Source organism: Streptomyces sp. CA-179760 (genome assembly GCF_050937045.1).
In the GTDB taxonomy this organism is placed as follows: Bacteria; Actinomycetota; Actinomycetes; order Streptomycetales; family Streptomycetaceae; genus Streptomyces.
The window spans coordinates 7,651,776-7,678,062 of the sequence record NZ_JBNJLZ010000001.1; the positions used below are offsets into that span (position 1 = coordinate 7,651,776).

A 26,287-nucleotide genomic window follows, 5' to 3' on the forward strand; every position below is an offset into this window, starting at 1 on the left:
TCTTCGTATCCGCAAGGAGCCCACCATGTCCCCGTCCCTGTCCCGCCGAGGCGCCCTCCAGGCGGCCGGCGCCACCGTCCTCGCCGCAGGGCTCACCGACCTCACGGCCACGGCCGCCCGGGCCGACGACACCGCCGTCGCCCCGAAGCTGGTGACCTATCCCCGCCCGTCCGCGATGCCGGCCAACACCAGCTTCAAGGTGCGGGTCCGTACCGCTCCCGACGGCGAGTGGCAGACGCTGGACATCTGGCGGCCCCAGCTGGGGGAGATCAACCCGACCACGGGGTCCAGCAAGATCTACAACTCGTCGCTGGCGTACTTCGACTTCCAGGGCTCCGTCGAGGTCGAGGTCACCTACCTCAAGGGCGGCACCAGCAAGGTCCGGGTCAGACCGGACTCCTACGGCATCAAGCCCGAAGTGGGCGGCGACACCCTGCGCTTCACGCTCGACAAGCCGCGCAACGTCGTCGTCCAGATCAACGACGACATCTTCGACGTCCTCCACCTGTTCGCCCGCGCGATCGAGAAGAAGATCCCCAAGCCGGACGACCCGAACGTCCTGTACTACGGCCCCGGCGTCCACACCACCGCCGACGGCACCCTGCTCGTTCCCTCCGGCAAGACCGTGTACCTCGACGGCGGCGCCGTCCTCAAGGCGACCGTGATCTTCCGGAACGTGGAGCACGCCGGGATCACCGGCCGGGGCGTGCTCGCCGGAACGGCCGGCGGCGGTGCCCTCGTGGAGAACTCGCGGAACATCTCCATCGGCGCCGTCACCGTGCTCAACCCGAACGGCTACGCCGTCCAGCTCGGCGAGGCCACCGGCGTCACCATCAAGGGCCTCGGCTCCTTCAGCTCCAAGGGCTGGGGCGACGGCATCGACGTCTTCTGCAGCAGCAACGTCGTCATCGACGGCGTCTTCATGCGCAACTCCGACGACTGCATCGCCATCTACACCCACCGCTGGGAGTACTACGGCGACACGAGCGACATCACCGTCCGCAACTCCACCCTGTGGGCGGACGTCGCGCACCCCATCAACGTCGGTACGCACGGCAACACCGACAACCCCGAGGTGCTGAGGAACCTCACCTTCAAGAACCTCGACATCTGCGACCACCGCGAGCCCCAGATGGGCTACCAGGGCTGCATCGCCCTCAACCCCGGCGACAGCAACCTGATCAAGAACGTGAAGGTCGACAACGTCCGCGTCGAGGACTTCCGCTGGGGCCAGCTCATCCACATGCGGATCATGTACAACACGAAGTACAACACCTCGGTCGGCCGCGGCATCCAGAACGTGTACGTCAAGGACCTCTCCTACACGGGCAAGCCGCTCGCCACCTGCCTGCTGCTCGGCTACGACGCCAAGCACGCCATCAAGGACGTCACGTTCGAGAACCTCGTCGTCAACGGCACGGTCATCGCCGACTCGATGAAGAAGCCGACCTGGTACCTCACCACCGACACCATCCCGATGCACGCCAACGAGCACGTGCTGAACCTGAAGTTCCTCACCACCGCCGAGGCGGCCGCCGCATCATGAGCACCAGCCCCCTGAGAACCGCCGCACCGAGCCGCCGAGGCTTCCTCGGCGGTGCCGCCGCCCTGCTGCTGGTGTCGGGCGCGAGCGGACTGCTCGCCCCCGGCACCGCCCGGGCCGCCACGGCCGGCCCCCGTGCGTTCGCCCACCCCGGGCTGCTGCACAGCGCCGACGACCTGGCCCGGATGAAGACGGCGGTCGCCGCGAGGGAAACGCCGGTCTACGACGGTTACCTCACTTTTTCCGCCCATGCGCGCTCCAAGTCGACCTACACCGTCCAGAACACCGGCCAGATCACCTCCTGGGGCCGGGGCCCCACCAACTTCCAGAACCAGGCCGTCGCCGACTCGGCCGCCGCCTACCAGACCGCGCTGATGTGGTGCCTCACGGGCGAGCGCGCCTACGCCGACAAGTCCCGCGACATCCTCAACGCCTGGTCGGCGTCCCTCACCGCCGTCACCGGAGCGGACGGGCCGCTGGGCGCGGGCCTCCAGGCCTTCAAGTTCGTCAACGCCGCCGAACTGCTGCGGCACAGCGGCTACGACGGTTGGGTCAAGGAGGACATCGCCCGCTGCGAGGAATCCTTCCTGCGCGTCTGGTATCCGGCGATCTCCGGCTACATGCTCTACGCCAACGGCAACTGGGACCTCACCTCCGTCCAGTCGATCCTGGCCATCGGCGTGTTCTGCGAGGAGCCCACCCTCTTCGAGGACGCCCTGCGCTTCGCCGCAGCCGGCGCGGGCAACGGCAGCGTCCCGCACCGCATCGTCACCGACGCGGGGCAGGGCCAGGAGTCCGGCCGCGACCAGGGCCACGAGCAACTCGCCGTCGGCCTGCTCGCCGACGCCGCGCAGGTCGCCTGGAACCAGGGCGTCGACCTGTACGCCTTCGACGACAACCGGCTGCTGAAGAACGTCGAGTACGCCGCTCGCTACAACCTCGGCGGTGACGTCCCGTTCGTCCCCGACCTGGACCGCACCGGAAAGTACATCAAGACGTCCGTTTCCGCCGCCGGACGCGGCACCATGCCTCCCCTCTACGAGATGGCGTACGCGCACTACGCCGGTGTCCGCGGCCTCGACACCCCGTACACCAAGGCGGCCGTCTTCCGCGGCACGGGCGGCGCCCGCGTCGTCGAGGGCAGCAACGACGACCTGCCCAGCTGGGGCACCCTCACCTTCGCCGGTACGAAGGCCCCGGCCCCGTCCGTGCCCACCGCCCCGGCCGGTGTCGCGGCGATCGGCGGTGACCGGTCCGTCACCGTGGCCTGGCTGCCCTCGGCGTGGGCCGAGTCGTACACCGTCCTGCGGGCGAGCAGCGCCGAGGGACCGTACGAGAAGATCGCCACCGGGGTCGACAAGCCGACGTACACCGACCGCCGCCCCCGCCCGGAGCGCACCTCGTACTACACGGTGGTCGCCGTCAACCCCCAGGGCCGGAGCGACAGTTCCGCCCCGGCCTCCGCGGTGCCAGGACTGCCCACCCCCTGGTCCACCCGTGACATCGGCGACGTCAGGATCCCCGGCTCGGCGGTCTTCGACGGTGAGCGGTTCGTGCTGGAGGCCTCCGGCACCGCAGACACTCACCGCCTGGCCCATCTGCCGCTGCGCGGCGACGGCACGATCACCGCGCGGATCGTGTGGCCGCTCAGCTCCCAGTACTCCAGGATCGGCGTCACCGTACGGGCCGGCCTGGACGCGGACGCGGCCCATGCCGCCATGCTGATCCAGGGCCTGCCGCTGCACACGTGGAGCGGTGTGTGGACCGTACGGCCGAAGGCGGGAGCCGGGGTCAAGGGCATCGGCAGTACGCCCGTGCCGCCGTCCCAGCAGCAGACGATCACGACCGGCGCCGCCTTCCCGATCTCCTCCCTCGGCGAGCTGCCCGAGTCGGCGACCCCGCTCCAGGCCCCGTATGTCGAGGGCGCGGGCGACGGCTACCGGCTGCGCATGCCGTACTGGGTCCGCGTGACCCGCCGGGGCGACCGCTGCACCGGCGCCATCTCCCCGGACGGCGTCCACTGGACCGAAGTCGGCTCCAGCGAAGTCCAGTTGGGCAAGACGGTCCAGGTCGGTCTGACCCTCACCTCCTGCCTCGGTGTCGACGCCGACTACGCCGACACCGGGACCGGCGCCTTCGACAACGTCAGCGTCACCTCCCGCGCCGGCGGTGACGTCTGGTCCGTGCCGCGCCCGGCGCGTGCCGCCGGTGACCTGCGGGCCGTCGCGGGCGCCGACGCGGTCGAGCTGGCCTGGACCGACCCGGACCTCGCGGCCCGCTACAAAGTGCTGCGCTCCACCTCCGCCAAGGGCCCGTTCGAGACGATCGCGACCGCCATCGGCCCCGTCGGCTTCGGCACCCGCGTCCGGTACGCCGACGCCACGGGCAAGCCCGGCACGACGTACCACTACGCCGTCGCGAAGACGAACAGCTCTGGGCGCGGCCCCCTGTCGGACTCGTCGAAGGCCGTGATGCCGACGCCGTCCGTCCCCCGACTCGCCTCACCCACGGCGGCGTTCGCGAACAAGGGCGTTCCCTTCCAGCACCTCCTGCGCGCCTCGCACGAACCGATCCGGTTCACCGCGAAGGGACTCCCCGACGGCCTCCACCTGGACAGGCACACCGGCCTGATCTCCGGAACCCCCACCCGGGCCGGCGAGTTCACGGTCACCACCACCGCGGGCAACGCCACCGGAGCCGCCACCGGCACCCTCACTCTGACGGTCGGCACCCCGCCGCCCGCGCCCTGGACCTACGGCGACCTGGGCGATGTCGTCCTCGACGACCGCGCCTACGGCACCCTGGGTGTGGTCGCCGTCCAGACCCCCGGTTCCACCGCCCACAAGGACGGGACCTTCGTGGTGCGGGGCGCCGGGACCGACCTCACCGTCAACAACCAGGGCATGACGGGCCAGTTCGTACGACGGTCCGTCAGCGGTGACTGCGAGGTCACCGTTCGCCTGGTCTCCCGCGCCGGAGCCGGCGGCGACCGGGTCGGCCTGCTGATGGCCAAGTCCCTGTCGCCGTTCGACCAGGCGGCCGGGGCGATCGTCACCGGCGGCACCAGCGCCCAGCTGATGCTGCGCCCGACCGTCGCCGGAAAATCAACCTTCACGGGCAACGCGGCGGTCACCGCCCCCTGCCTGCTGCGGCTGAGGCGCACCGGGACGCACTTCACCGCATCCGCCTCGACCGACGACGGCGCCACCTTCACCCCCCTCGCCGAGGGAGACCTCCCCGGCTTCGGTGACGCCCCCTACTACGTGGGCCTCGTGGTCTGCTCCCGCGACCCCCTGGCCCGCAGCACCACCGAGTTCGACGAGGTGAGCATCACCACCGTGTAGCCCTCCACCGATCGGAGAAGCCCCCACATGAGCCGCACTTCCCCCCACCCGCACCACGAGGGCGGCCAGGTGAGCCGCCGCGGTCTGCTCAAGACCGCCGGCGGCCTCACCGCGGCCCTCGCCCTCGGCGCCGGAGCCACCACCGCGGACGCCGCCCCCGGCACCTTCACCCACCCCGGCATGCTGCACAACGCAGGCGACATCAACCGTGCCAAGGTCAGGGTCGCAGCGGGCACCGACCCCTGGCTGTCCGGCTGGAACAGACTGACCGCCAACTCCCACTCCCAGTCCACCTGGACCAACCGTGCCACTGCCACGATCATCCGCGGCGGCACCGGACAGAACTACGGACTCCTCTACAACGACATCGCCGCCGCCTACCAGAACGCGCTGCGCTGGAGGGTGGGCGGCACCGAGGCCAACGCCCAGTGCGCCGCGCGGATCCTCAACGCCTGGGCGACGACCCTGACGACGGTCACCGGGAACGCCGACCGGTTCCTCGCCGCCGGCCTCTACGGCTGGCAGTTCGCCAACGCGGCCGAACTCATGCGGGACTACAGCGCCTTCGACCTCGGCGCCTTCCAGGAGATGATGGTCAAGGTCTTCTACCCGCTCAACAACCAGTTCCTGACCGGCCACAACGACGCCTGCATCACCAACTACTGGGCCAACTGGGACCTGTGCAACATGGCCTCCGTACTGGCCATCGGCATCCTCAACAACGACGGCGCCAAGTACGACCAGGCCGTCAACTATTTCAAGAACGGCGCCGGGAACGGCTCCATCAAGAACGCCGTGCCGTTCCTCTACAGCAACGTCGAGGGCTACGACCTCGGCCAGTGGCAGGAGTCCGGCCGGGACCAGGGCCACACCATGATGGGCATGGGCCAGATGGGCGCCATCTGCGAAATGGCCTGGAACCAGGGAGAGGACCTCTACTCGTACGACGGCCGCCGCTTCGTGAAGGCCGCCCAGTACGTCGCCAAGTACAACCTCAACATGGACGTGCCCTTCACCACCTACAACTGGGGCAGCGGCCAGAACTGCTCCCCGCAGTCGCAGACCGTGCCCGGCGCCGGGTCGCGCGGCCAGGTCCGCCCCGTGTGGGCGATGCTCCACTACCACTACGGCCGGCGCCTGCTCCTCGACGACAAGTACATCTCCCAGATGTGCTTCTCCGTCGCCCCCGAAGGCGGAGGGGGTGACTACGGCACCGACAGCGGCGGCTACGACCAGCTCGGGTTCGGCACCCTGATGTACGCCAAATAGCCGTCAAACCTGCTCGTGCACCGGAATACCGGTGAGCGATGTGGTGCTCTGGTCATACCGGTGCACGAGTGCGGCGAAGGGCTGGTGGGCGCATGACGGCAGGCCGGACGGATCCCGTGGTCACAAGCCCGTACGGGGCCGTACGCGGCAGGTACGAGCGGGGAGTGGCGGTCTTCCGCGGCATCCCGTACGCGGCGCCCCCCTTCGGCCCCCGCCGCTTCCGCCCGCCCGTCCCCCTCCCACCCTGGGACGGCGTCCTGGACGCCGGCGCCTTCGGGCCCACCCCGCCGAAGCCCCCGTACTCCGGCGCCTTCGCCCACTATCTGTCCGATCCGGTCGTCCCCGGCGACGACTGCCTCAACCTCAACGTCTGGACCCCTGACCCGGCCCCCGGAGCCCGCCTCCCGGTCCTCCTCTGGCTGCACGGCGGCGCCCTGACCAGGGGTTCCTCCGCCGTGCCCGTCTACGACTGCCATGCCTTCGCCCGTGACGGCGTCGTCTGTGTCTCGGTCAACTACCGGCTGGGCGTCGAGGGCTACGGACTGTTCCCGGAGACGCCCCCGAACCCCGGCCTGCGCGACCAGATAGCCGCCCTGACCTGGGTGTACGAGGCCATCGAGGCCTTCGGCGGCGACCCCGGCCGCATCACCCTCGCCGGCCAGTCCGCCGGGGCGATCAGCATCGGAGCACTCGTCGCCGCCCCGCAGACACAGGGGCTGGTCCGGCGGGCGGTGCTGCAGAGCGGGCCGCCCGAGGCGTCCGAGCGGGCCAAGGTACGGCGGATGGTGCGCCGGATGGCCACCCGGCTGAAGATCCCCGCCACCGCCGAGGCCTTCGCCGCCGTCGACCGGGACCTGCTGCTGAGCACCCAGGCCCAGGTGGGCAAGCTGAGCAGCCCGGTCGTCGGCGGCCCCGCCTTCGGCATCGTCATCGACGGCGACACCGTCCCGCGCGACCCCCTGGAGGCCCTCACCGAGGGCGGCGCGGCCCCCGGCGTCGAGCTGCTGACCGGCTGGACCCGGGACGAGTACCGGCTGTGGCTGGTCCCGGGCGGCCTCCTGGAGCGCGTCGACCGCCTCGGAGCCGTCGCCCTGGCCGGTGCCATGGCCCGCTGCCACTGCGGCAGCGAGGTCCCGCGCGGCTACCGCGCCCTGCACCCCGAGGCGAGCACGGCGGACATCGTCGGCCAACTGGTCACCGACCACCTCCTCCGCATCCCCCTGCACCACCTGGCCGACGCCCGGACCGAACCCTCGTACGTCTACGAGTTCGCCTGGCCCTCGAACCTCCCCGACCTCGGCGCCTGCCACGCGCTGGAGCTCGGCTTCGTCTTCGACACCGGGGAGGTCCCCGAGTCCCGGAAACTGGCCGGTGAGGGCGCCCCGCAGGACCTGGCCGACGCGATGCACACCGCGTGGGTGCGCTTCGCCACGGACGGAGACCCGGGCTGGGAGCGCTGGGACGAGGCCCATCCGGTACGCGTCTTCGGAGACCGCGCACCGGACGCCGAGAACGGCGTGGCCTATACGGCGTACGGCCCCCGGGACCGTGAACTCGCCCTCTGGGCGAGCGACGCCGTCACACCCCAGGAACCCCCGCTCGCGTCGCTCCCCGCCGACGGTCCGCACAGCCGCGGTACGGAACTGCGCTCAGCCGTACGACGACTCCGCCGCTCCGGGGCGCTCCGCAGGCACTGACCGTCCCGCCACCGGACGGTCGGCGTCCACCGCGTACGTCTGGCCACCGCGCCCGATATTGACCTGGGCGCGCCGGTAGGCGCGTCGGCCCGGGGGATCGGCGGCCCGGTTCTGTTCGTCCCGGCGGGCCGTCAACTCCGCCAGTACGAGCCGGGCTTCGTCGACCGGCAGCACGGGCAGATCCACGGTCCGGGCCTGCCGGGCGGCTGTCTGCACCTCCAGATAGGCGTTGGCGCAGCCCGTGGCGTGGGACATGCGCTGCGGCGCGTTCACCGTGGTCATGACGGCGCTGATCCCGGCCGACACCAGCGCGAGAATGCCGGCGGCGATCCGCCCCGTCGACTCCACCAGCGCGGTCGTGCCGGCCACCGCGGCCAGCAGACTGGTGGGGATGCCCATCATCAGGTGCAGGCCCCGCCAGTGCTTCGCCGTCTCGAACTGCGTCTGGGCGCTGTACATCGCGCTCTCCTCGAGCCTGCGCAGCTCGTCCGCGATCGCGGCCCGCCGGGCCTGCGCGTCCGGCCCGGGGATCTCTGCCACTGTGTGCCTCCTCGTCGTCGGTCACCGGCGGGCGATGTCCTCCTGGCGGAGCCGGAGGGCCACGGGTACGGGGTGGCCGGGCGGCAGGGTGCTCGCCGCCGTCTCCCACAGGCGCAGGGTGGCGTTCGAGGACGCGTGCAGCGAGGGCACCAGCTCGATCGCGGGCACGGTGCGCAGCGCGGCGAACGGCACGGGGGGCTCGTCCGCGACCAGTTCGAACCGGGCCTGCGGGGCGAACAGCTCGATGACACCCCGCAGGACGCTCTCCTGGCTGCGCAGGGCGACCCAGTACCGCAGGGGTGCGGCGTCGGCCGGGCGGAGCACGAACGGCGCCACGATGCCGTCCGAGGCGTCGATCCAGCTCTCCTCGGCCGTGCGGAGGGGTTTCGGCAGCATCAGCGTCACGCGGACCCGGCCCCCGGGGGTGTGCGCCGCGGAGGCCTCGAACAGCCCGTCCTCGGCGGTCGTCCCGTAGGAACGCTCGGTCCGTCTGGCCGCCGCGGGCAGCACGGACTCCAGACGGAGGGACAAGGACGGGGGCCGCCCGGACCGAGGCCCCGGGCGCAGGCGGGAGGCGACCACCCGGGCCGTGTGCCGCAGCAGTGGGTCCTGTCTGCCGAGCCGGTCGGCCAGCAGGGCGAGCCGCTGGGCGGTGTGGCCGGGGATCCTCTCGGCGGGGGCGGACAGCAGTCCCGTCAGCAGGGAGACGGCCTCATGCCGCAGGGCGGCCGGCTCCCGCCCCTCCCGCATACCGCGTTCCAGGACGGCCAGGGGCCCCGCCAGCCGGGTCGCCGCGGGCGTGAACCAGTGGCGGAGTTCGAGCCCGGGCGGCTCGACGGACGTGGCCCCGTCGAGCACGGCCAGCACATTGCCCGTGACGGTGTCCAGGTCGCTCCAGGGCAGCGCGTGGAAGAGCACCGGGGGCGGGGCGGTCTCGGAGGCGAGCCGGTACAGCAGGGCATGTCTGAGGTCGAGACTCTCCCCGGCGAGGACCCGCAGGACGTCCGGCTCCGAGGGCGGGGCCTCCCAGCGTTCCTCGATACGGGCGACCAGTTCCGTGCCCTCCGCGCTCGCGGGCAGGGGCCGGCCGAGGTCGTCCAGCTCCACGTAGGAGATGCCGCGTCCGGGGTGGCTGAGCGCCAGGGCGCGCACGTCCGGGCCGCCGTCCCGCCGCGCCACCAGACCCGTTCTGCGCCACGCCGGGTCCTGGAACAGGGGGAGCGTGCGCGCGTCGGTCCGTTCGGCTCCGTCGTTCACCGGTCCGGTGATGCGGTGCGCCCCCTCCTCGGAGCCGCGGGAATCGAGGCGTGCGACCCAGGCGGAGAGGGGCCGGTGGGGGAGGGGAGCGGTGTCGCCCGTCGAGGGAGCGTTCATCGTGGGGCCGTTCATTCGGAGCTCCCCAGCAGCGTCCGCAGCAGCCGCTCCACGCCTGCTCCCAGCGTGCTCGCCACCGCCGTCTGCCGCTGCGCGGGGACGCCGCCCAGGCATTCGTGGTGCAGGGCCAGCAGCTGGTCCCATGCCTGGTCTCCTCGCTCCCGGACATGGTCGGCCAAGTCCTCGGGGAACTCGTCGGTCCACGCGCGCAGTTCGCTCGTGTCCACCGGCCCGTCCGCCTGCCAGCGCACGAGGAACTTCACCGCCCGCAGCGCGAGAGCGGCCCGCACCAGCGGGTCACCGGAGGGGTTGACGGGGGCGAGGGCGCGCTTCGGTGCCGACGGCTGGGGCCCCGGTAGCGGCAGATGCGGCAGGCCGCGCTCGCTCGGGTCGAGGACGAGGTGACGCTCGAAGTCGTAGAGGATGCTGTTGACCGTGAAGTCCCGTTGCAGGCTGTCGGCGACGAGGTCGGTGCCGGTGGCCGGGAAGCGGAAGCCGCCGAGCCCCAGGCCCCGGTACTCGATGAGCGGGGTGGGCCTCTCGTCGCGGTGGACGGTGCAGACGAGCGTGTCGGGGCTCACCTTGGCCTTCAGCTCGTACGTCTCGCCGTCCTCCTCCAGGGTCCGGCGTGCCAGCTCCGCGAAGCGGCCCGCCGGTGCGGTGCCCGTCAGGTCCAGATCCCGGACCGCCTCACGGCCGTTGCCCGCCAGCAGTTCCCGGGGCGCCCCGCCGCTCAGCCAGAGTTCGTGCCCGGCCTCCCGTACCGTCCGGGCGATGGGGTCGAGGACCCGCGCCCAGGGAGCGGACCCGTCGGCCAGCAGGTCGTCCACCGCCGCCGGCAGACACCGGGACCGCCGGGCTGCGGGCACCACGGCCCGCGCCGGCAGCCGGTCATGAGGGAGCCGTTCGTCGGCCGGCCCCGCGGGTCTGACCGTGGGCACGGGCCGCTGCGGAGGCACATCCGGCTGGTGATCGGCCTCGGTCAGGAGCCGGTCGTCCCGCGCAGCGGGCGGACGGCCGTCGGGCGGCTGGGTGTAGGCGAACCCGACGACGCGTTCCCCGCGCAGCACGTCCCCCGCCATCACCGGCCCGTTCGAGGCGCGTGACTCCACTGCCTCGGGGCCCGGTGCGTACGGCGGGCAGCCGCGGCCGCAGAGGCAGTCCGCGTCTTCCGGCTCCGGGCCCTCGATCTCGTCGGCGCACGTCACGGCGCCCACCTCCCCACCCACAGCGCCTTGCCGCCCGAACCCGTCCGCAGTCGCAGCCGCTGCTCGAACTCCGGCTCGTACACGGTGCCCTCGTAGTCGTCCTGGTCCGCCTCGGGAATGTCCAGCAGCGCGATGTCCTGGATCTGCGCGGCGGTGCAGGTGATGTCCTGCGCGGGGTGGTCGACGCAGCGATGGGCCGCGAGCCCCGGGAACACGATGCCGTGCTCCTCCAGGCCCGGGTGGCTGCTCAGCAGCCGCACCAGGTCGCGACGGCCCTCGGCGGTCCGCAGGGCCGCCCGGGTCTCGTCGTCGCAGGGGTCGCACAGCGCCCGCAGCGCCGCCACGTCGTTTTCCTCGGCCGCGTCCCTGATGCGCTGAGCGAGCGCCCGCAGATGGGCCGGGATCCGCTCCCCGCGGTCGGTCGTCCTCGCCACACCGGTCCCGGCGGGCGGGGGCGCCGCCGTGGGTGCGGCTGCCCGGGCGCTCTCCGCCGGGGTGAAGACGAACGACGACACCCGGGTGCCGATGACCCGGCGCTCCCCGTCCCGGTCGGTGAACTCGAGGTCGCCGAGGAGCGGAAATGTGGCGTCCTCGGGCTTCTCGGCCCGGGGCCGCTCGGACGCCAGCAGCCGCGCGGCACGGCCCTTCGCGCCGTAGCCGACCGCCAGCATGCCCGAGCCGATGTAGCGCCACGCGCCGTCGCGCAGGTAGTACGACACGAAGCGCTCGGGCGGCACGGCCTGGCATCCCGCCATCGGCCCGAACGTCGCGGTGAGGCCCTCGCCCGCCCAGGCGAGGCCGGTCACGTGCAGCCGGTCCTCCAGCAGGGCGCGGGCCATCGCGGCGTCCGCGGGACGCTCCGGTGCCTCGCGGCCCTCCTCCCCGTACGTCGCGACCCGCACGTTCCCCACGTTCCAGCAGGCCCCTCCGGAGTCGTGCGAGGACCAGCCGATGCGCCGCCCGTCGGGGGACTGCACGCCCTCGCTGAACGCCGTGGGCGCGCCGGCCGGCCGGAACGGGCGGACCGTTCCGGACCGGTCGACCGCCAGCATCTGGAACTGGCCGCGGCCCGCCTTCTCCTCGGGCAGCAGGTCGGCGACCGTCACGGCGTCCCGGCCGCCGGCGGCGACCCGCGCGTAGGGCGACACCGGGGTGCTGAGCTGTGCGCGCCGGACCCGCCCGTCGGCGGTGTACAGCAGCAGCGCGTCGCCGCTGGTGGTCACCGTGGCCGCGGCGTCACCGAGAAAGCCGACTCCCCGGCAGGCACAGGGCGTTGTCCGCTCGCGCCCCGAGGCGATGTCGAGGCGGTGCAGACGCCGCCCGTCGGGGCTGTCGTTCTCGTCGTCGATCCACGCCAGGGCCGACCCGTCGGGGGACCAACGGACATCGTCCGCCCGGGCGCTCAGTTTCGCGCCGCGCCAGGTCCGGCCGGCCGCGTCCGCCAGGACGATCTCCCGGGCCACCGGCCGGACGAAGGCGAGCACCGGCGCACCGTGCGCGGCGTTCGGCCTGTTCCCGTCGTCCGACGCGTCGTCCCCGCCGCCCGGTACGTCACAGCCCGCGCCCAGCAGCGCCGCCGCCACCACCAGGGCCGCCACCCGTCTCACCCCCGCGCCGAGCCGCTTCACTCCTTCACGTCCTCGCACAGCTCGATGTACGACACGGACCCGTCCACGTGCTTCTCCCACTCGTCACTCGACAGACCGCCGTCGGTCCAGTCGCACATGCGCTTCTCGAGGGAACCCTCGGTCATCTTCCAGATGTTGACCGCGCCCGGCTGCGTGTGCTCGCGTTGCTGAGGCAGGGAGGCCCCGGCGAGATACGTACCGTCCGGTGACCACTTCACCTGCACCACGTCGGTGCCGTTGACGTCACGCAGCGGCGGCATCGACTGCTGCCCGGAGTCGAGGTTGTGGACGAGGACGTGGTCTCCCATCGCCGTCGCCACCAGCCGGCCGTCCGGCGAGATCGCGCTGTCGACGGCGAGTTCACCCTCGGGCATGCGAAGGGGGTCGCCCAGCGCGGTCAGTTTCCTGCCGTCCAGCATCCGCACGGTGCCGCCGGTCATGTCGAGGGTGACGAGCCGCTTGCCGTCCCGCGAGTACGACACCCGTGTGACGCCGGGAGCCGCGGCCGAGCGCAGCTTGCGGCGGGTGACCAGGTCCACCATGACGAGCCGGGTCCTGTCGCCCTCGCCCTCGGTGAAGACACCGGTGCTGCCGTGGATCGCCATGTCCGAGGTCCCGGCCGCCAGGTCGATCGTGCCCAGGCGCCGCCAGGTCCCGGTCTGCCAGATCCCCACGTCTCCGCTGACGTGCCGCGCCACCAGCAGGCGGTGTTTCGGCACGAAGTCGACCTGGGAGACGATGCGTTCGGGAAGTTCCGTGCGCTTGCGGTCCTCCTCGGGGGACATGTCGAGTTGCTGGAGATAGGTGCCGTCCCGCTTCCACACCGTCACCGTCCCGATGCCCCGGCTCTGGCCGACGGCGGCCACGAACTTGTCCGACAGCGCGAGGGCGTTGATGTACGAGGACGAGGCGGGGTACTCGGTCACGTGTTCGTAGGAGGCTCCCGCGGCGCTGATCGTCTCGGGTACGGAGTCGAGGTCGATGGTGTAGGCGCCGTAGGACGTGTTGGTCATGAAGTCGGTGAGCAGCAGGGTGTTCCCGGGGCCGAAGGCGGAGCCGGTGGACGGCTGCGCCGGGGGCAGGGCCCGGTGCACCGGGGTGTTGCCGAGCACGGTGACGCGGCCCTCTCCCGCCGTCACGACCGTTCCGTCACCGGCCCGTACGGCGGCGACGGCCCGCCCGCCGCTCGGCACGGACAGTGGCGCGGAGGCGCCGTCGGGGGAGGACTGCACGGGAATCACGGCCGTGCCGCCCGGCCCGGCGATCACGACGTCGTTGCCGTCCTGCTCCATCGCCGTGGGCCGGGTGGACAGCCCGCCCAGCGGATAAGTGCTGCGCTTGCGGGCGCGGTCCCAGGCCAGGACCCCGCCGCTGGTGGCCACCGTCACCACGTCCTGCGACGCCTGGACCAGTGAGGCGCCGCCGGGGACGTCCTCGGCGGGGAGGAGGGAGGCCACCTTCTTCGTACGGAGGTTCACCGACACCACCTCGTTCGAGGTGAGCAGCAGGACCGCCTGGTCCGCGCCGCCCCCGGGGCCGGCATAGGCGGGCACCACGTCCGCGCTCATCGCCAGCCGGTTCGACGACGGCAGCCGTCCGAGCAGCTTCTTTCCCGCGACGTCCCTGAGCCGCGTACAGCCGGTCACCGTGCGGCTTGCCGGTTCGATCTCGGTGACGGCGCCGTCGTCCCAGACGGTGGTGAGCCCGGACCCGTTGTCGGTGAAGCCCATCCCCACGATCTCGCTGTACGGCCCGGTACAGGACGGCGCCTTCACCGTCCCCAGTTCCTCGGGCTTGTCGCCGGAGGCGTCGAACAGCCGCAGGTCCCTGCCGTCATGGGCCGCGAGGATGCCTGATTCCACACCCCGGACGAGACCGGCCGCCCGCCCCTTCACCTCGGCCAGCTTCCGCCCCGACCCGATGTCCCACACCTGGATCGCGTCGGCGATGCCCGAGGTGTAGGCCCGCTGCCCGGCGTCGTCGACGGCGAGGACGTTGACGGTCCGGTCGGCCTTCCAGCTGCGCACGGTGTTGCGGTTGGTCTCCAGGACCTCCTGGATCGCGTTCTCGGCGTCCTTGTTCCCGGGGTCGATCCGGTACCCCGCGAGCGCCAGCAGACCGGCCGTGCGCGGTTCGCTGCTCCGCATACGGACTGCCTGCGCGGCGAGTCCGGCCGCCACCGCCCGGCGGTTGTTCCGCTCGCTCTCGCCGCTGGCGAAGCCCCACGCCACGAGGGAGGCGACGAGACCGGTCGCCAGCACACCGGCCACCAGCCGCGAGGCCGCGCGCACGTCGAGCCGCCGGGCCGCCTTGGCGGCCTCCTCGACGGTGGCCACGCCGACGATACTCGCGCCGCCGCCGAAGTCACGGGCCTGGCGCACGTCCCGTTCCGGTACGACGACGCGTTCGCCGTCCTCCACCACGCTGAGCTTGGCCCGGTATCCGGTCACGGACTGGATGACACGGGTGTTCTCGGCGGACATCGCGCCGACGACCGACGTACGGGGGTTGACCCTGCTCAGCCGCAGCGGCCCGAGCGGGGTGCCCCGGGTCCTGCCGAGTTCCGACAGCAGGACGGCGAAGGCCGCGCCGAAGGAGGAGTCGCCGACGTGGTCCACGGGGCCGTCCCCGTTCCGCAGCGACCAGAGCACGGCGCCCTTCGGTCTCGCGGGGCGCGCGATCCGCCAGGCATCGTCCAGCGCACTGCGGAATCCCTCGTCGCCGAGGAAGCCCGACATGACGCGTGGATCCGGCAGAAGCCCGGAGGGCAGCCCGCGGACCAGGTCCAGCCGGAGGGAGAAGCGCGCGCCGACATCGCCCCGTTCGGCGAGCACCGTCAGGCCAGGCCCGCGCAGCGGCTTGGGCAGCGCCCCGTCGAGAGCGAGCAGCACGAGGGCGAGATGCGTCCGGACCGAGTCGTCCACGCTGTGGGAGGCGAACAACGAGGCCAGTCGCTCGCCGTGCCGCGAGCCGTCCGGCGCGGTCCACTCCGCCGCCTCCGGGCCGTTCCCCCGCGCGGCGGCGGCGCTCCGCTCCAGCCAGGACGTCCCGGTGCGCAGATGCTGCCCGGCGGCGTCGGCTTCCCCGACGAGGGCGAGCCCGAGAGCGGCACAGGCGCGTAACGCGCGCGCGGCGGCCGGTTCGCCCGCGACGAGGGGAGAGTCCGCGGGTCCTTCTATTCGGGTGTAGGAGTGGGCCTCGTCGAGAACGGCGTGCAACGGCGTCTGGCCGGCCAGGACCTGACGCAGTGTCGCCTCGTCGTCCCTCGCGACACAGTCGGTGAGGAAGCCCCACAGCGGCTGGCCTTTGCCTGTGAGGGGGTCGATGAGATCCCAGGTCTCGGTCCCGGGCGGCAGGCGGTGCAGCAGTGCGCGGACCGCGGAGGGGAGCATGGGGTCTTCGGCCACGACTGCCTTTCATGACTGCACGATTTGTGGGAGGTCATCTTGGCAGCAAACAAGGGCGGAAAGCAGCCAGAAATGCCGAATTCGCAGAGGAGTTGGATTCCAGGACACACGAGCGAGACCACAAACGCATCATCGGAAGCACAAGAAACAGGAGTTTCATGGGCGAGTTGACTCGCCACCATGTGCGAGGTAAATCGAACTCCCTGTCGTGTATGCGGAGATGCCGCAAGAACTCCGCAGCTCTGTCATCCTTCCTTTTCCCGGCACGGCACCCCGACCGAAGGAGAGCAGTGGCCATCACGCCCCCGATCCGGCGCCCCCGGCGGCTTCTGTGCCTGCTCGGCGCCGTGCTCCTGCTCTCGTCCTGTCAAGGCGGACGCGACGACGAAGGGCCCGGCCCCGACATGGCCGGCGCGCGATGGAGCCAGATTCCCCTAGTCGACCTGCCGCCCGCCTTCTTCGGAATCTCGGACCCCGCACTCGTGGGGGCGAAGGACGGATTCCTTCTCGCGGCCCGCCCCCAGGGCGGCAACGCGCAGATATACCGCTCCACCGACGGAATCGCATGGGGCCGCTCCCGGCCCTCGGACCAGCAGATGTCGGCGACCGTCCTGGCCGAGCACAAGGGCGAGGTCATCGCCGCCGGTTCCCTCTTTCGGGACGGGGAGACTTCCCCCGCGGTCATGCGCTACCGCGGAAAAGGCCGGTGGGAAAAGGCAGAGCAACTGCCCAAGGCGGATTCCTCCGACGTCGTGCTGGCAGCCGCCCGGGGGCCGCACGGCACCGTCGTGGTCGGACACGACGGCGGGCCGTTCGAGCCGAACACCGACCAGAAGCGGGGCCGCAGCCTGCGCGTCTGGAGCGCCACGGACACCGGCTCCTTCGCCGCTCCGCACGACGTGGGCTGCCCCCAGTGGCCCGACCAGGCACCCGAGGTCGCCGCGCTCGCCGACGAGGACGGATTCACGGTGTGGGCGAAGTGCACGGACCCCTGGGGCACTTCGGCCTCCTTCACCCTGCACAGCTCCGACGGCGCGAGCTGGCGCAGAGAGTCGGACCCGCCCCGCTCCCTTTCCCTGCGCGCGGGCACGGCCGGGCCGTCGGGCGGGGCCCGGGGCGAGGGCCGCACGGTCGGCCACGTCGTCGCGGTGCGCGGCGGATTCCTGGCGATGGGGTCGGCCGAGACCTCCACCAGCAGTACCGGCGCCCTGTGGTCCTCGGCGGACGGCCGGAGCTGGACCAGGTCGACGGGCGGCAAGGACGGCTTCCGGCGGTCGGTCCGCGTCGACGCCGCCGCCGAGTACGACGGCACCCTTCTCGCCTTCGGCACCGACCCGGAACCGGACGGCCACCCGCCTGCCCGCACCCGAGTATGGATCGGCACCCCGGAGGGCCGGACCCCTGAGCCGATCCCCACGAAGGGCGAGGGACTCCAGGCCGTCACCGGCACCTGGACCTGGGCCCAGGGCTCGCTGAAGATCACCGCACAGGGCGAGTTCACCTACCGCTACCGCCTCCTGCGCGACTGCGCCACCGAGGCCCCGCCCTGCGACGACCAGGCCACCTCCACCTGGGGCGGGGTCGTCACCGGCACCCTGACGGAGGGACCCCGCGGCGCCCTGCGCGGCAAGGTGCTCACCTCGAACACACACGAGCGAGGCCACACCCCGGGCGATGCGGTCACCGTCGCCCGCGTGCCCTACGGCGTGGTCAGCCTCACCATCGCGGACTCGGTGGTGGGCACCTTCTGCCCACCCGGCTCCTACGACATCCGCTGCAGCGACGTGCACGGCTGACCCCACCCGCGCCCGACGGCCCCGCCCGCCAGCCGCTCAGCGGCCGCGCCACCAGCGGCGTCCAGTCGGCCCGGAGGGTCTCGGGGTTCTCCGCGCCCACCGGGTCGCCCGACTCCGCCGAGTGCCGGAACCAGCTCTCCGCCTCGTCGAGATCGCAGCGCTCGGCGAGGAGCCGCCCGAGATTCCCGGCCGCGTCCGCGTCCCCGGCCTCGGCGGTCCCGCGGAACAGCCGCCCGGCCTCGGCGAGGCCCCCGTCGCGGACGAGGACGCCGAGCAGTACCGCGCCGTGGGCGCTTCCGGCGTCGGCCGCGCGCCGGAACCGCGTCTCGGCCTCGGCGAGTTCCCCCCGGTCCCGGAGCAGGACGCCGTAGACCCCGCGCCTTGGGGATCGCCACCCTCGGCCGCCCGGCGCAGCCAGGGGGCGGGCCTCGGCTCTCTGGCCCCGCTCCTCGAGGAGGGTGCCGGGGCAGAACGCGGCACGGACGTCGCCGAGTTCGTCGGCGCGGCGCCACCACACCTCAGCTCGGCCGGATCCCGTCCCCGGCGAACAGCAGGCCCAGCACATGCGGTTGGCCCTGCGTTGTCCGCCGAGTCCGTCGTCCGGTGCTCCCTCCCCCTGCCCAGAACGGTAGGGAGATTGTTGCCGAGCCCCGGCAGCAGAGGGTATGTCCCGGGGAGTTACCGGGAAGGAGACGGCGGCCCCACCGAGTCCCGCACCACCACGTGCGTCCCCAGCAACAGGTGCTCGTCCGCGGCGCCCGGGGTGTGTTCGAGGGCCGTGCGGACGGCGAGACGGCCCAGTTCCTCGTAGGGGACGTGGACCGTCGTCAGGGCGGGGTGCAGATCGCGGGCGAAGGGAATGTCGTCGTAGCCGGCGAGGGAGACATCGCCCGGTACGGACAGGCCGGCCTCGTGCAGGGCGGTGAGGGCGCCCGCCGCGACCATGTCGGTGGCGGCCACGACGGCCGTGAAACCGAGGTCGCCGTCGAGCGCCTGCCGCATGAGTCGGTGGCCCGCGTCGCGCGTGAAGTCGCCGTGCAGGACGAGGGACTCGTCGGGGGTGAGGCCGCGGGCCCGGTGGGCGGCGAGGTAGCCGCGTTCGCGGCCCAGGGCCGTGGTGTGGTCCGCCCGGCCGCCGAGGAACAGCACCCGGCGGTGCCCTTGGGCGAGCACATGGGCGACCAGGGTGTAGGCACCGCCCTCGTTGTCGTACTCGATGACCGTCACCGGGGCGCCGGGGTCCAGCGGAGGCCGGCCGCACAGGACCAGGCGGGAACCGGCCGAGGCGAGGGAGTCCGCCATGCGATGGGTGCGTTCGCGGTACTCGGGGGTGTCGGCGCTGCCGCCGACCAGGATCACCGCGGCGGCCCGCTGGGCGCGCATCATCTCGACGAACTCCAGCTCGTGGCGGACATCGCCCTCCGTGCTGCACACCAGGCAGAGATGGCCGAGACGGGTCGCCTCGCGCTCGACGCCGTGGGCCATGTGCGCGAACGACGGACCGGTGATGTCCTCCAGCACGAAGGCGAGGGTGGGCGTGCCGGCACCCGCGATCGCCTTCGCCCTCGCGTCGGCCACATAGTCCAGGTCACGGACCGCCCGCAGCACGCTTCCGCGTGTCGCCGCGCTCACCGGGTACACCCCGCCGAGCACCCGGGACACCGTCGACGCCGAGACGCCCGCGCGCAGCGCCACGTCCCGGATGGTGCTGCGGCTCGCGTCCCCGCTCTTCCTCGTCATGCCTGCCTCGTCTCTCCCGGGTACCGGTCCGCACCCGCCCCCTCGGGAGCTGCGGCAACGCCATGGCAACCGGTTCCCTGGACGGAGGCTAGCAGTGGCCAGGGGTGGGGAGGAGGGGGGTGCGCGGACTGGTGCCGGGCTCCCGCCTACGCCGCGCCCAGCGTCCCCGCGATCCCCGAGATCGCCTCAGGCCCGACCCGGCAGCAGCCGCCGATCAGCCGGGCCCCCGCCTGCTGCCAGCCCGTCACCTGGCCGGCGGTGAAGCGGGAGCGGCCGGTCCAGGCGCGGGCCTCGGCGTCCCAGGTCTCGCCGCTGTTGGGATAGACGACGACCGGCTTGCCGGTGACCCGCGCCGCGGTCGAGGCGGCGGCGTCCACGTCCTCGGGCGCGCAGCAGTTCACCCCGACCGCGATGACCTCGTCCACGTCGGCCGCCGCCGCGAAGGCCTCCTCCAGGGGCTGCCCGGCACGGGTGTGGCCGCCGGCGACGGAGTACGTCAGCCAGGCCGGCACCCCGAGCCCGCGCACCGCCCGCAGCAGCGCGGTGGCCTCGTCGGCGTCGGGGACCGTCTCCAGGGCGAGGACGTCGGGGCGGGCCGTCGCCAGCACCTCGAGGCGCGGGCGGTGGAAACGCTCCAGTTCGTCGACCGTGAGCCCGTAGCGGCCCCGGTACTCCGAGCCGTCCGCGAGCATCGCACCGTAGGGCCCCGCCGAGGCCGCCACCCACAGGGGCCGGGAGACGCGCGCCCGGCGGGCCGCCTCCCGCGCCAGCTCCACGCTGAGCGTCATGAGTTCGGCCGCCCGGTCGTGGCCGATCCCGCGGTGCGCGAAGCCCTCGAACGTGGCCTGGTAGCTGGAGGTGATCGCCACGTCCGCGCCCGCCAGGAAGTAGGCCAGATGCGCCTCGGTGATCGCGTCCGGCTGCTCGGCGAGCAGTCGCGCAGACCACAGCTCGTCGCTCAGGTCGTGCCCGGCCGATTCGAGCTGGTTGGACATGCCGCCGTCGAGGACGACGGTCCCGGCGGCGAGGGCTTCGGCGAGGGTGATGGTGCTCGTCATAGGCACGACGGTAATCGAGATCCGGCGGCGGACCCCAGCCGATTGTGTCCAGTGCATGAACAGGTCGACCACCATGTGGGATGGCGGTTACGATCAGGACCCTCCCCCTCCGGCTTGTACAGGATCGCTCATGACCGTCCCCAGCCCCACCGAGGCCGCCGAACCCTCCGAGTCGGCCGAACCGGCCACCGCGGCCGCACCCGCTCCCCGCCGCACCTTCGGCCTCGCCGCCGCCACGGCCCTCGTCATGGGCAACATCATCGGCGGCGGCATCTTCGCCCTGCCCGCCACCGTCGCCCCCTACGGCACGATCAGCCTGCTCGCGTTCGTCGTGCTCTCGGTGGGAGCCGTGGCACTCGCGCTGCTCTTCGGCAAGCTGGCCCGGCGCAGCCCGGTCACCGGCGGTCTGTACGTCTACCCGCGCGACGCGTTCGGCGACTTCGCCGGGTTCCTGTCGGCCTGGTCGTACTGGACGATGTGCTGGGTCAGCATCGCCGCCCTGGCCGTCGCGGTCGTCGGCTACGTCGACGTCCTGATACCCCTGCACGGCAACCACGGCCTCCAGGCCGTCGTCGCCCTGGCCGCCCTCTGGCTGCCCGCCGCCGCGAACTTCGCGGGCACCCGGTGGGTCGGCACGGTGCAGGTCGTCTCGACGATCCTGAAGTTCGTACCGCTGCTGCTGCTCGCCACGATCGGCCTGTTCTTCATCGACACGGACAACTTCGGCCCGTTCAACGCCTCCGGTCAGAGCGTCTCGGGGGCGCTGGCCGCCTCCGCCGCGTTGCTGCTGTACAGCTTCCTGGGGGTCGAGTCGGCCGCCGTCAGCGCGGGCGAGGTCCGCGACCCGGAGCGCACGGTCGGCCGGGCGAGCGTCCTCGGCACCCTGGCCTCGGCCCTGGTCTACATCCTCGGCACGGTCGCCGTCTTCGGACTGGTCCCGCACGACCGGCTCGTCGACTCCGGCGCCCCGTTCGCCGACGCCGTCAACGCCGTCACCGGCAGCTCCTGGGGCGGCACCGCCATCGCCCTGGTCGCCGTCGCCTCGATCACCGGCTGTCTCAACGGCTGGATCCTCATGGCCGCGCAGATGCCGTACGCCGCCGCCCGCGACGGCCTCTTCCCCGCCCCGTTCGCCAAGCTCGGCAAGGGCGGCGTCCCCGGCTTCGGCGTGTGGGCCTGCGCGGTCCTCGGCACGCTCCTCATCGGCCTCAACTACACGGCAGGCCCGGACACCACCTTCCGCGTCCTCGTCCTGATCACCACGTTCACCGGCTGCGTGCCGTATCTGCTGTCGGCGGCGGCCCAGCTCTACTGGCTGGCCCGCGGCTCCCGCGACCGGGTCCGCCCCGCGGGCCTCACCCGCGACCTGATCGTCGCGGCCCTCTCCTTCGGCTTCTCCTTCTGGCTGATCGCGGGCGCCGGCTACGCCGCCGTCTACCAGGGCGTGCTGTTCCTGTTCGCCGGGATCCCGGTGTACGTGTGGCTGCGCGGACGCAAGGACACGGCACAGGCCTCGGCATAGCATCGGGGGATGCCCGAGGTCGCAGTCGCCGATGCCGAAGTACGTGAGGTCCTGGGAGTCCCGGCGGAGAAGGCGGTGTTCGAACCGCTCACGCACAACCCGCACAACGGCGTCACGGCCGGAGTGTGGAGGGTCACCCACGGCGGCCGCTCTGCCGTTCTGAAGCTGCTGACGCGGACGAAGGAGACCAGCGTCGCGTGGTCCGCCTCCAACGACCCGCGCCACTGGAACTTCTGGCGCCGCGAGGCCTACGTCTACCGCTCCGGGCTTGCCCAGGTCTGGCAGCGGCACGGCATCCGCGCGCCCCGGCTGCTGGCCTCGGTCGAACGCCCCGACGGTGATGTGGCGCTGTGGCTGGAGGACGTACCCGGCGCACCCGCGACGACCTGGCCGCTCGCCCGGCACATCGAGCACGCCCACCGGCTCGGCGCCGCGCAGGGGGCGGCGGCAGCGGGGGAGGACCAGCCGTGGCTGTCCCGGCATTTCCTGCGCGACTACATCACCGGAAAGACGACGGGCCAGGACCTCCTCGACGACGCCGAGGCCTGGCGGCACCCCCTGGTCCGGGAGCACTTTCCGGCGGGCCTGCGCACCGACATGGTCCGCCTCCACCACGACCGCGAGTGGTTCCTCACGGTCATGGAGTCCCTGCCCCGCACCTTCTCCCACCTCGACCAGTGGCCCGCCAACGCCCGCTCCGACGGCCGCGACAGCGTCCTGTTCGACTGGGCGTTCGCCGGAGACGGCGCGCTCGGCGAGGACCTCGGCAACTACCTCCCCGACTCCGTCTTCGACCTGTTCGTCCCCGCCGCCGACCTCCCCGGCCTGGCCAAGGCGGCCTACGACGCCTTTGTGCACGGCCTGCGCGAGAGCGGCTGGCACGGCGACGAACGACTCGTACGGCTCGGTGTGTGCGCCTCCGCGGTGAAGTACGACTGGCTCACCGCGCTGATGCTGGCCCGGGCGGACGACGAGCAGCTCGGCTACGGCGGCGCGGGCACCGTCCCCGCCGCACTCCGCTACCGCGAACGCGGCCTGACCCTCGCCTTCCTCGCCGACTGGGCGGCCGAGGCACGGCTTCTGGCTCCACGACTCGGCTTTCCCGAGGCGCCCAGCGGACGCTGACGGCAGACAGATGGGAGAACCATGGCCCGCGTGGCCGAGTTGACGTACTACCCCCTCAAGGGGTGCGCCGGGACATCGGTCCAGGAGGCGCTGCTGACCCCCGCAGGACTGGCGCACGACCGCAGCTTCATGGTCGTCAGCGAGGAGGGCGTGTACCGAACGCAGCGCCGGGACCCCAGGCTTGCCCTCATCCGGCCCGCCGTCACCGCCGACGGCGGGCACCTCACGCTCAGGGCACCAGGACGGGAGGCCCTGCAGATGAGCGTGGACACCTCCGGCACCCGGCAGGAGGTCGACCTGTTCGGCGCCCCCTACCAGGGCATCGACCAGGGCGACGCGGCTGCCGCCTGGCTCTCGGACGTGCTCGGCGTCCGGAGCCGGCTCGTGCGCGTTCCGCCGGAGCACGACCGGGTGACCGACGGCATGACACCGGGCACCTCAGGCTATGCCGACAGCTGCGCCCTGCACGTCATCTCCCGCTCCACCCTCGACCTGCTCAACCGGAAACTGACCGAGCGCGGTACCCGCCCACTGCCCATGGACCGCTTCCGCCCCAACCTCGTCATCGACGGCTGGGACGACCCCCACACCGAGGACCGTGCCCACCACATCCGCATCGCCGACACCGAACTGGGCTACGCGAAACTCGCCATCCGCTGCGCGGTCACCCTGGTCGACCAGCACTCGGGAACCAGGGCGGGCCCGGAACCCCTGCGCACCCTCGCCGCCTACCGGCGCGCGTCCCAGGGCGGCATCGCCTTCGGTACGAAGTACGCGGTACTCCGGCCCGGCAAGGTGTCGGTCGGCGACGAAGCGGCCGTCACGTCGTGGGGCGAGTCCGAGGTGTGAGCTCCTGAGCCCCACTGCCGCGCGCGGCCCGCGTGACGCCCCCCGCCCCGCCGGCCCCGCCCCCGCCGCGTCGCCATCGGCACGGCGAGGCTGACGGCGAGGGCCAGCCCGAGTGCGTAGGGCCACCAGCCGAAGCCGATGTTCTCCGACGCGCCGGCGCTGCGGGGCGTCACCGGGTCGGAAGCGGGGGAGCCGGCCGCGGTGGGGGACGGGCCCGGGGCGGCCGTGGCCGCTGTCAGGGCGATGTCGTTGCCGTCGCCGGCGCGGTAGCTGATGCGGTAGGCGGTGCCGGCCAGATTGAGGCGGGCGCCTTCCTTCAGGCCGGTGAAGGTTCCCGAAGGCTTGGAGCGGCCCTTGTTGTCGAGCACGGGGATCACACGAGCGGGCCGCTTCCCGGCCGCCGGGATGTCGAGGTCTCCGGACAGCCGTACCGCGCCCGTCACCTTCAGTGGCTCGCCCCGCAGGAGCAGGGAGCCTTTCGCGCCCTGCGTGTAGGGGCCGTTGACAGTCAGGCCGGTCGTGACGGTGCCTTCGTTGGTGACCGAGCCTTCGACCGTGCCCTTGCCGGTGAGGGTGGTCGAGACGTGCAGGCCCGCCGCGCCGGCGTCCAGCCGGGCTCCGGCCGAGGTGAGCCGGATCGCCCTGCTCCGAGCGAGTGTGGCGCCTCGGCGCAGGGCCAGTGTGCCCCTGGACACCGTGGTCGTCCCGGTGTACGTCACCGCGGCGCCTGTGAGCGTCGTCGTGGCCGCGCCCGACTGCGTGAGCGAGCCGCTGCCGCTGACGCGGGACAGAGCGAGGGGCTTGTCCGTGTTGCGCAGGACGAGGGACCCGTTGTCGACGACCTCGGAGAGGGCGCCTCGCGTGTACAGGCCGCCGTCGCCGCCCCGTTTGCCGCTGCCCAGGCGCAGCACCGCGCCCTTCTCGACCGTCGTGGAGCCGTCGTAGTACTGGACGGCCGCGAAGGTGACGTCGTTGCCGGGGGTTCCGGCGATGACGACGTCGCCGGCGCCGGGGGCGGAGAGCGTGTCGTGGAACCGGCCGCCACCGATGGGGGCGCCCAGCGTCACGGGGCCGTTGTAGTCGAAGGTGAGCTTCGAACGCTCCCGGGCCGCGAGGAGGTTGATGTACACGGTCTCCGCGGTGCCCGGCATGAAGATCCTGTTCGTGGTGCCGTCGCCCCACCGGACGTTCGCGCCCTTGATGTTGGTGCCGCGCTTGTTGACGTTCTTGTGGGCGGGCGTCCAGTTGAGGGCGGGGTCGCTGAGCGAGGGGCCGGTGTCGCCGCCCTGGTCCGACCAGCTGTACTGCCCGGCCAGGACGACCTTGCCGCCCGGCCGCGACTGGACATTGATGTCGCTGCCGTACTCGCGCTGGTAGAAGTCCATGCCCATGGTGACGGTCTGCCCCAGCGGGGTGTCGACCGTCCAGGTGCCCTGGTTGAGGATCTTGCGCACGCGCGGCAGCGAGGTCGCGTACTCCGGTCGGCCGGCGTTCGCCTGCGTGCCGTTGTCGATCACCCCGGAGAAGGAGTGGGCCCCCGACAGGTCCCAGGTGCCCCAGAGGAAGCGCGGCTGGCTGATCAGCCCTGAGCCGCTGATGGTGCCCAGGTTGTAGGCGCTCTTCAGGGCGAGCCGCAGGGTGCCGTCGACCCGGATGTTGTCCTGGTTGAGCCGGAACGCCGGTGTGCCGTACGGGAAGTGGCCGATGAGCCCGGTCGTGCCCCCGTCGCCGTACTGGAGGGTCGCCCCGCGCTCCACGGTGATCGCGGGCGGGTCGGGGCGGGCCACGGTCACATACGGGTGGTTCCCGCCGAGCGTCCGCACCGTCTGCCGCTGCCGGGACCGGGGCAGCGTGAAGTCACTGTCCCTGGTGAGGACCAGCGTCCCGCTCCCGCGCACCGTCAGCGTCCCCTCACCCCGGAACACGCCGTCGTACGTCGTCGTCCCGGGCGGCACGGTGACGGCCGTGTCCCCGGCGAGCGTCACGTCCCGCCCGTCGAGCACGGCGGCCGTGACGTCCCGGGGACCGGCGGCCGCGGCCGGGGGAGCGGTCAGGAGGGACGCGACCGCCGCGAGGACGCCGACGGCCGCTGCTGTGGTGTGGGTGGTGAGGCTGCGCACGTGATCGGAGACGTCGGGGAGAGCGCCCGATAACAGAAAGTCGGCGAGTCACCCGGCCTTCGTCCCG

General features: G+C 72.5%; 15 protein-coding genes and 1 pseudogene. 8 read left to right on the forward strand and 8 right to left on the reverse strand.

Annotated elements, in window-relative coordinates:
* Positions 1-25: 25 nt before the first annotated feature.
* The 4 genes from ACQEV8_RS34830 (at position 26) to ACQEV8_RS34845 (ending at position 7,853) form a co-directional block, all read left to right on the forward strand.
* The gene (locus ACQEV8_RS34830) at positions 26-1,546 is read left to right on the forward strand and encodes a glycosyl hydrolase family 28 protein (protein WP_432968399.1); all 1,521 of its coding nucleotides are present in this window, start codon (positions 26-28) and stop codon (positions 1,544-1,546) included.
* Positions 1,543-4,887, forward strand: a complete 3,345-nt coding sequence (locus tag ACQEV8_RS34835; protein ID WP_432968402.1) for an alginate lyase family protein — start codon at positions 1,543-1,545, stop codon at positions 4,885-4,887. The genes ACQEV8_RS34830 and ACQEV8_RS34835 overlap by 4 nt, the downstream gene beginning before the upstream one ends.
* Before the next feature lie 27 nt (positions 4,888-4,914).
* The gene (locus tag ACQEV8_RS34840) at positions 4,915-6,156 is read left to right on the forward strand and encodes an alginate lyase family protein (RefSeq protein WP_432968405.1); all 1,242 of its coding nucleotides are present in this window, start codon (positions 4,915-4,917) and stop codon (positions 6,154-6,156) included.
* A gap of 92 nt (positions 6,157-6,248) precedes the next feature.
* Positions 6,249-7,853: a carboxylesterase/lipase family protein gene (locus ACQEV8_RS34845; protein ID WP_432968409.1), complete on the forward strand. Its 1,605-nt coding sequence runs from the start codon at positions 6,249-6,251 to the stop codon at positions 7,851-7,853.
* Here ACQEV8_RS34845 and ACQEV8_RS34850 read toward each other — a convergent pair.
* The 5 genes from ACQEV8_RS34850 to ACQEV8_RS34870 are packed head-to-tail and all read right to left on the reverse strand — an operon-like array spanning position 7,806 to position 16,010.
* Positions 7,806-8,393 carry an SLATT domain-containing protein gene (locus tag ACQEV8_RS34850; RefSeq protein WP_432968412.1) on the reverse strand — a complete coding sequence of 196 codons (588 nt, stop codon included), beginning with the start codon at positions 8,391-8,393 and terminating at the stop codon, positions 7,806-7,808. The two genes, ACQEV8_RS34845 and ACQEV8_RS34850, sit on opposite strands and share 48 nt — an antisense overlap.
* A 21-nt stretch (positions 8,394-8,414) precedes the next feature.
* On the reverse strand, positions 8,415-9,782 hold the full coding sequence (locus ACQEV8_RS34855) for a hypothetical protein (RefSeq protein WP_432968416.1): 1,368 nt from the start codon (positions 9,780-9,782) through the stop codon (positions 8,415-8,417).
* Positions 9,779-10,975: a hypothetical protein gene (locus tag ACQEV8_RS34860; protein WP_432968419.1), complete on the reverse strand. Its 1,197-nt coding sequence runs from the start codon at positions 10,973-10,975 to the stop codon at positions 9,779-9,781. Before ACQEV8_RS34860 ends, ACQEV8_RS34855 begins: the two co-directional genes overlap by 4 nt.
* The gene (locus ACQEV8_RS34865) at positions 10,972-12,603 is read right to left on the reverse strand and encodes a hypothetical protein (protein ID WP_432968422.1); all 1,632 of its coding nucleotides are present in this window, start codon (positions 12,601-12,603) and stop codon (positions 10,972-10,974) included. The genes ACQEV8_RS34860 and ACQEV8_RS34865 overlap by 4 nt, the downstream gene beginning before the upstream one ends.
* On the reverse strand, positions 12,600-16,010 hold the full coding sequence (locus ACQEV8_RS34870; protein WP_432968425.1) for a hypothetical protein: 3,411 nt from the start codon (positions 16,008-16,010) through the stop codon (positions 12,600-12,602). The genes ACQEV8_RS34865 and ACQEV8_RS34870 overlap by 4 nt, the downstream gene beginning before the upstream one ends.
* A 290-nt stretch (positions 16,011-16,300) precedes the next feature.
* Between ACQEV8_RS34870 and ACQEV8_RS34875 the strand changes: the two genes are divergently transcribed.
* On the forward strand, positions 16,301-17,806 hold the full coding sequence (locus ACQEV8_RS34875) for a hypothetical protein (RefSeq protein WP_432968428.1): 1,506 nt from the start codon (positions 16,301-16,303) through the stop codon (positions 17,804-17,806).
* 678 nt (positions 17,807-18,484) lie between these two features.
* On the opposite strand, the gene ACQEV8_RS34880 is transcribed toward ACQEV8_RS34875, so the two are convergent.
* Both ACQEV8_RS34880 and mmuM read right to left on the reverse strand, forming a co-directional pair.
* Entirely contained in the window at positions 18,485-19,546 is a 1,062-nt protein-coding gene (locus ACQEV8_RS34880) for a LacI family DNA-binding transcriptional regulator (protein WP_432968431.1), read from the reverse strand.
* A gap of 146 nt (positions 19,547-19,692) precedes the next feature.
* Positions 19,693-20,604, reverse strand: a complete 912-nt coding sequence (mmuM, locus tag ACQEV8_RS34885; RefSeq protein WP_432968434.1) for a homocysteine S-methyltransferase — start codon at positions 20,602-20,604, stop codon at positions 19,693-19,695.
* Positions 20,605-20,734: 130 nt separating this feature from the next.
* Here mmuM and ACQEV8_RS34890 point away from each other — a divergent pair, with 130 nt between their 5' ends.
* The 3 genes and pseudogenes from ACQEV8_RS34890 to ACQEV8_RS34900 form a co-directional block, all read left to right on the forward strand.
* Positions 20,735-22,126 (forward strand): amino acid permease, encoded by a 1,392-nt coding sequence (locus ACQEV8_RS34890; protein ID WP_432968437.1) that lies wholly within the window; start codon positions 20,735-20,737, stop codon positions 22,124-22,126.
* A 9-nt stretch (positions 22,127-22,135) separates the two neighbouring features.
* The gene (locus ACQEV8_RS34895; protein WP_432968440.1) at positions 22,136-23,251 is read left to right on the forward strand and encodes an aminoglycoside phosphotransferase; all 1,116 of its coding nucleotides are present in this window, start codon (positions 22,136-22,138) and stop codon (positions 23,249-23,251) included.
* A gap of 21 nt (positions 23,252-23,272) precedes the next feature.
* Positions 23,273-24,004, forward strand: a pseudogene (locus tag ACQEV8_RS34900) (MOSC domain-containing protein); the annotation flags it as partial.
* On the opposite strand, the gene ACQEV8_RS34905 reads toward ACQEV8_RS34900, so the two are convergent.
* On the reverse strand, positions 23,980-26,220 hold the full coding sequence (locus ACQEV8_RS34905) for an autotransporter-associated beta strand repeat-containing protein (RefSeq protein ID WP_432968443.1): 2,241 nt from the start codon (positions 26,218-26,220) through the stop codon (positions 23,980-23,982). The pseudogene ACQEV8_RS34900 and the gene ACQEV8_RS34905 overlap by 25 nt on opposite strands.
* Positions 26,221-26,287 lie beyond the last annotated feature (67 nt).

What these genes read in the sequence shown, in the direction of transcription:
- ACQEV8_RS34830 (WP_432968399.1), top strand. Translation starts at nt 26, where the DNA reads ATGTCCCCGTCCCTGTCCCGCCGAGGCGCCCTCCAGGCGGCCGGCGCC.
- ACQEV8_RS34835 (WP_432968402.1), top strand. Translation starts at nt 1,543, where the DNA reads ATGAGCACCAGCCCCCTGAGAACCGCCGCACCGAGCCGCCGAGGCTTC.
- ACQEV8_RS34840 (WP_432968405.1), top strand. Translation starts at nt 4,915, where the DNA reads ATGAGCCGCACTTCCCCCCACCCGCACCACGAGGGCGGCCAGGTGAGC.
- ACQEV8_RS34845 (WP_432968409.1), top strand. Translation starts at nt 6,249, where the DNA reads ATGACGGCAGGCCGGACGGATCCCGTGGTCACAAGCCCGTACGGGGCC.
- ACQEV8_RS34855 (WP_432968416.1), bottom strand. Translation starts at nt 9,782, where the DNA reads ATGAACGGCCCCACGATGAACGCTCCCTCGACGGGCGACACCGCTCCC.
- ACQEV8_RS34880 (WP_432968431.1), bottom strand. Translation starts at nt 19,546, where the DNA reads ATGACGAGGAAGAGCGGGGACGCGAGCCGCAGCACCATCCGGGACGTG.
- mmuM (WP_432968434.1), bottom strand. Translation starts at nt 20,604, where the DNA reads ATGACGAGCACCATCACCCTCGCCGAAGCCCTCGCCGCCGGGACCGTC.
- ACQEV8_RS34890 (WP_432968437.1), top strand. Translation starts at nt 20,735, where the DNA reads ATGACCGTCCCCAGCCCCACCGAGGCCGCCGAACCCTCCGAGTCGGCC.
- ACQEV8_RS34895 (WP_432968440.1), top strand. Translation starts at nt 22,136, where the DNA reads ATGCCCGAGGTCGCAGTCGCCGATGCCGAAGTACGTGAGGTCCTGGGA.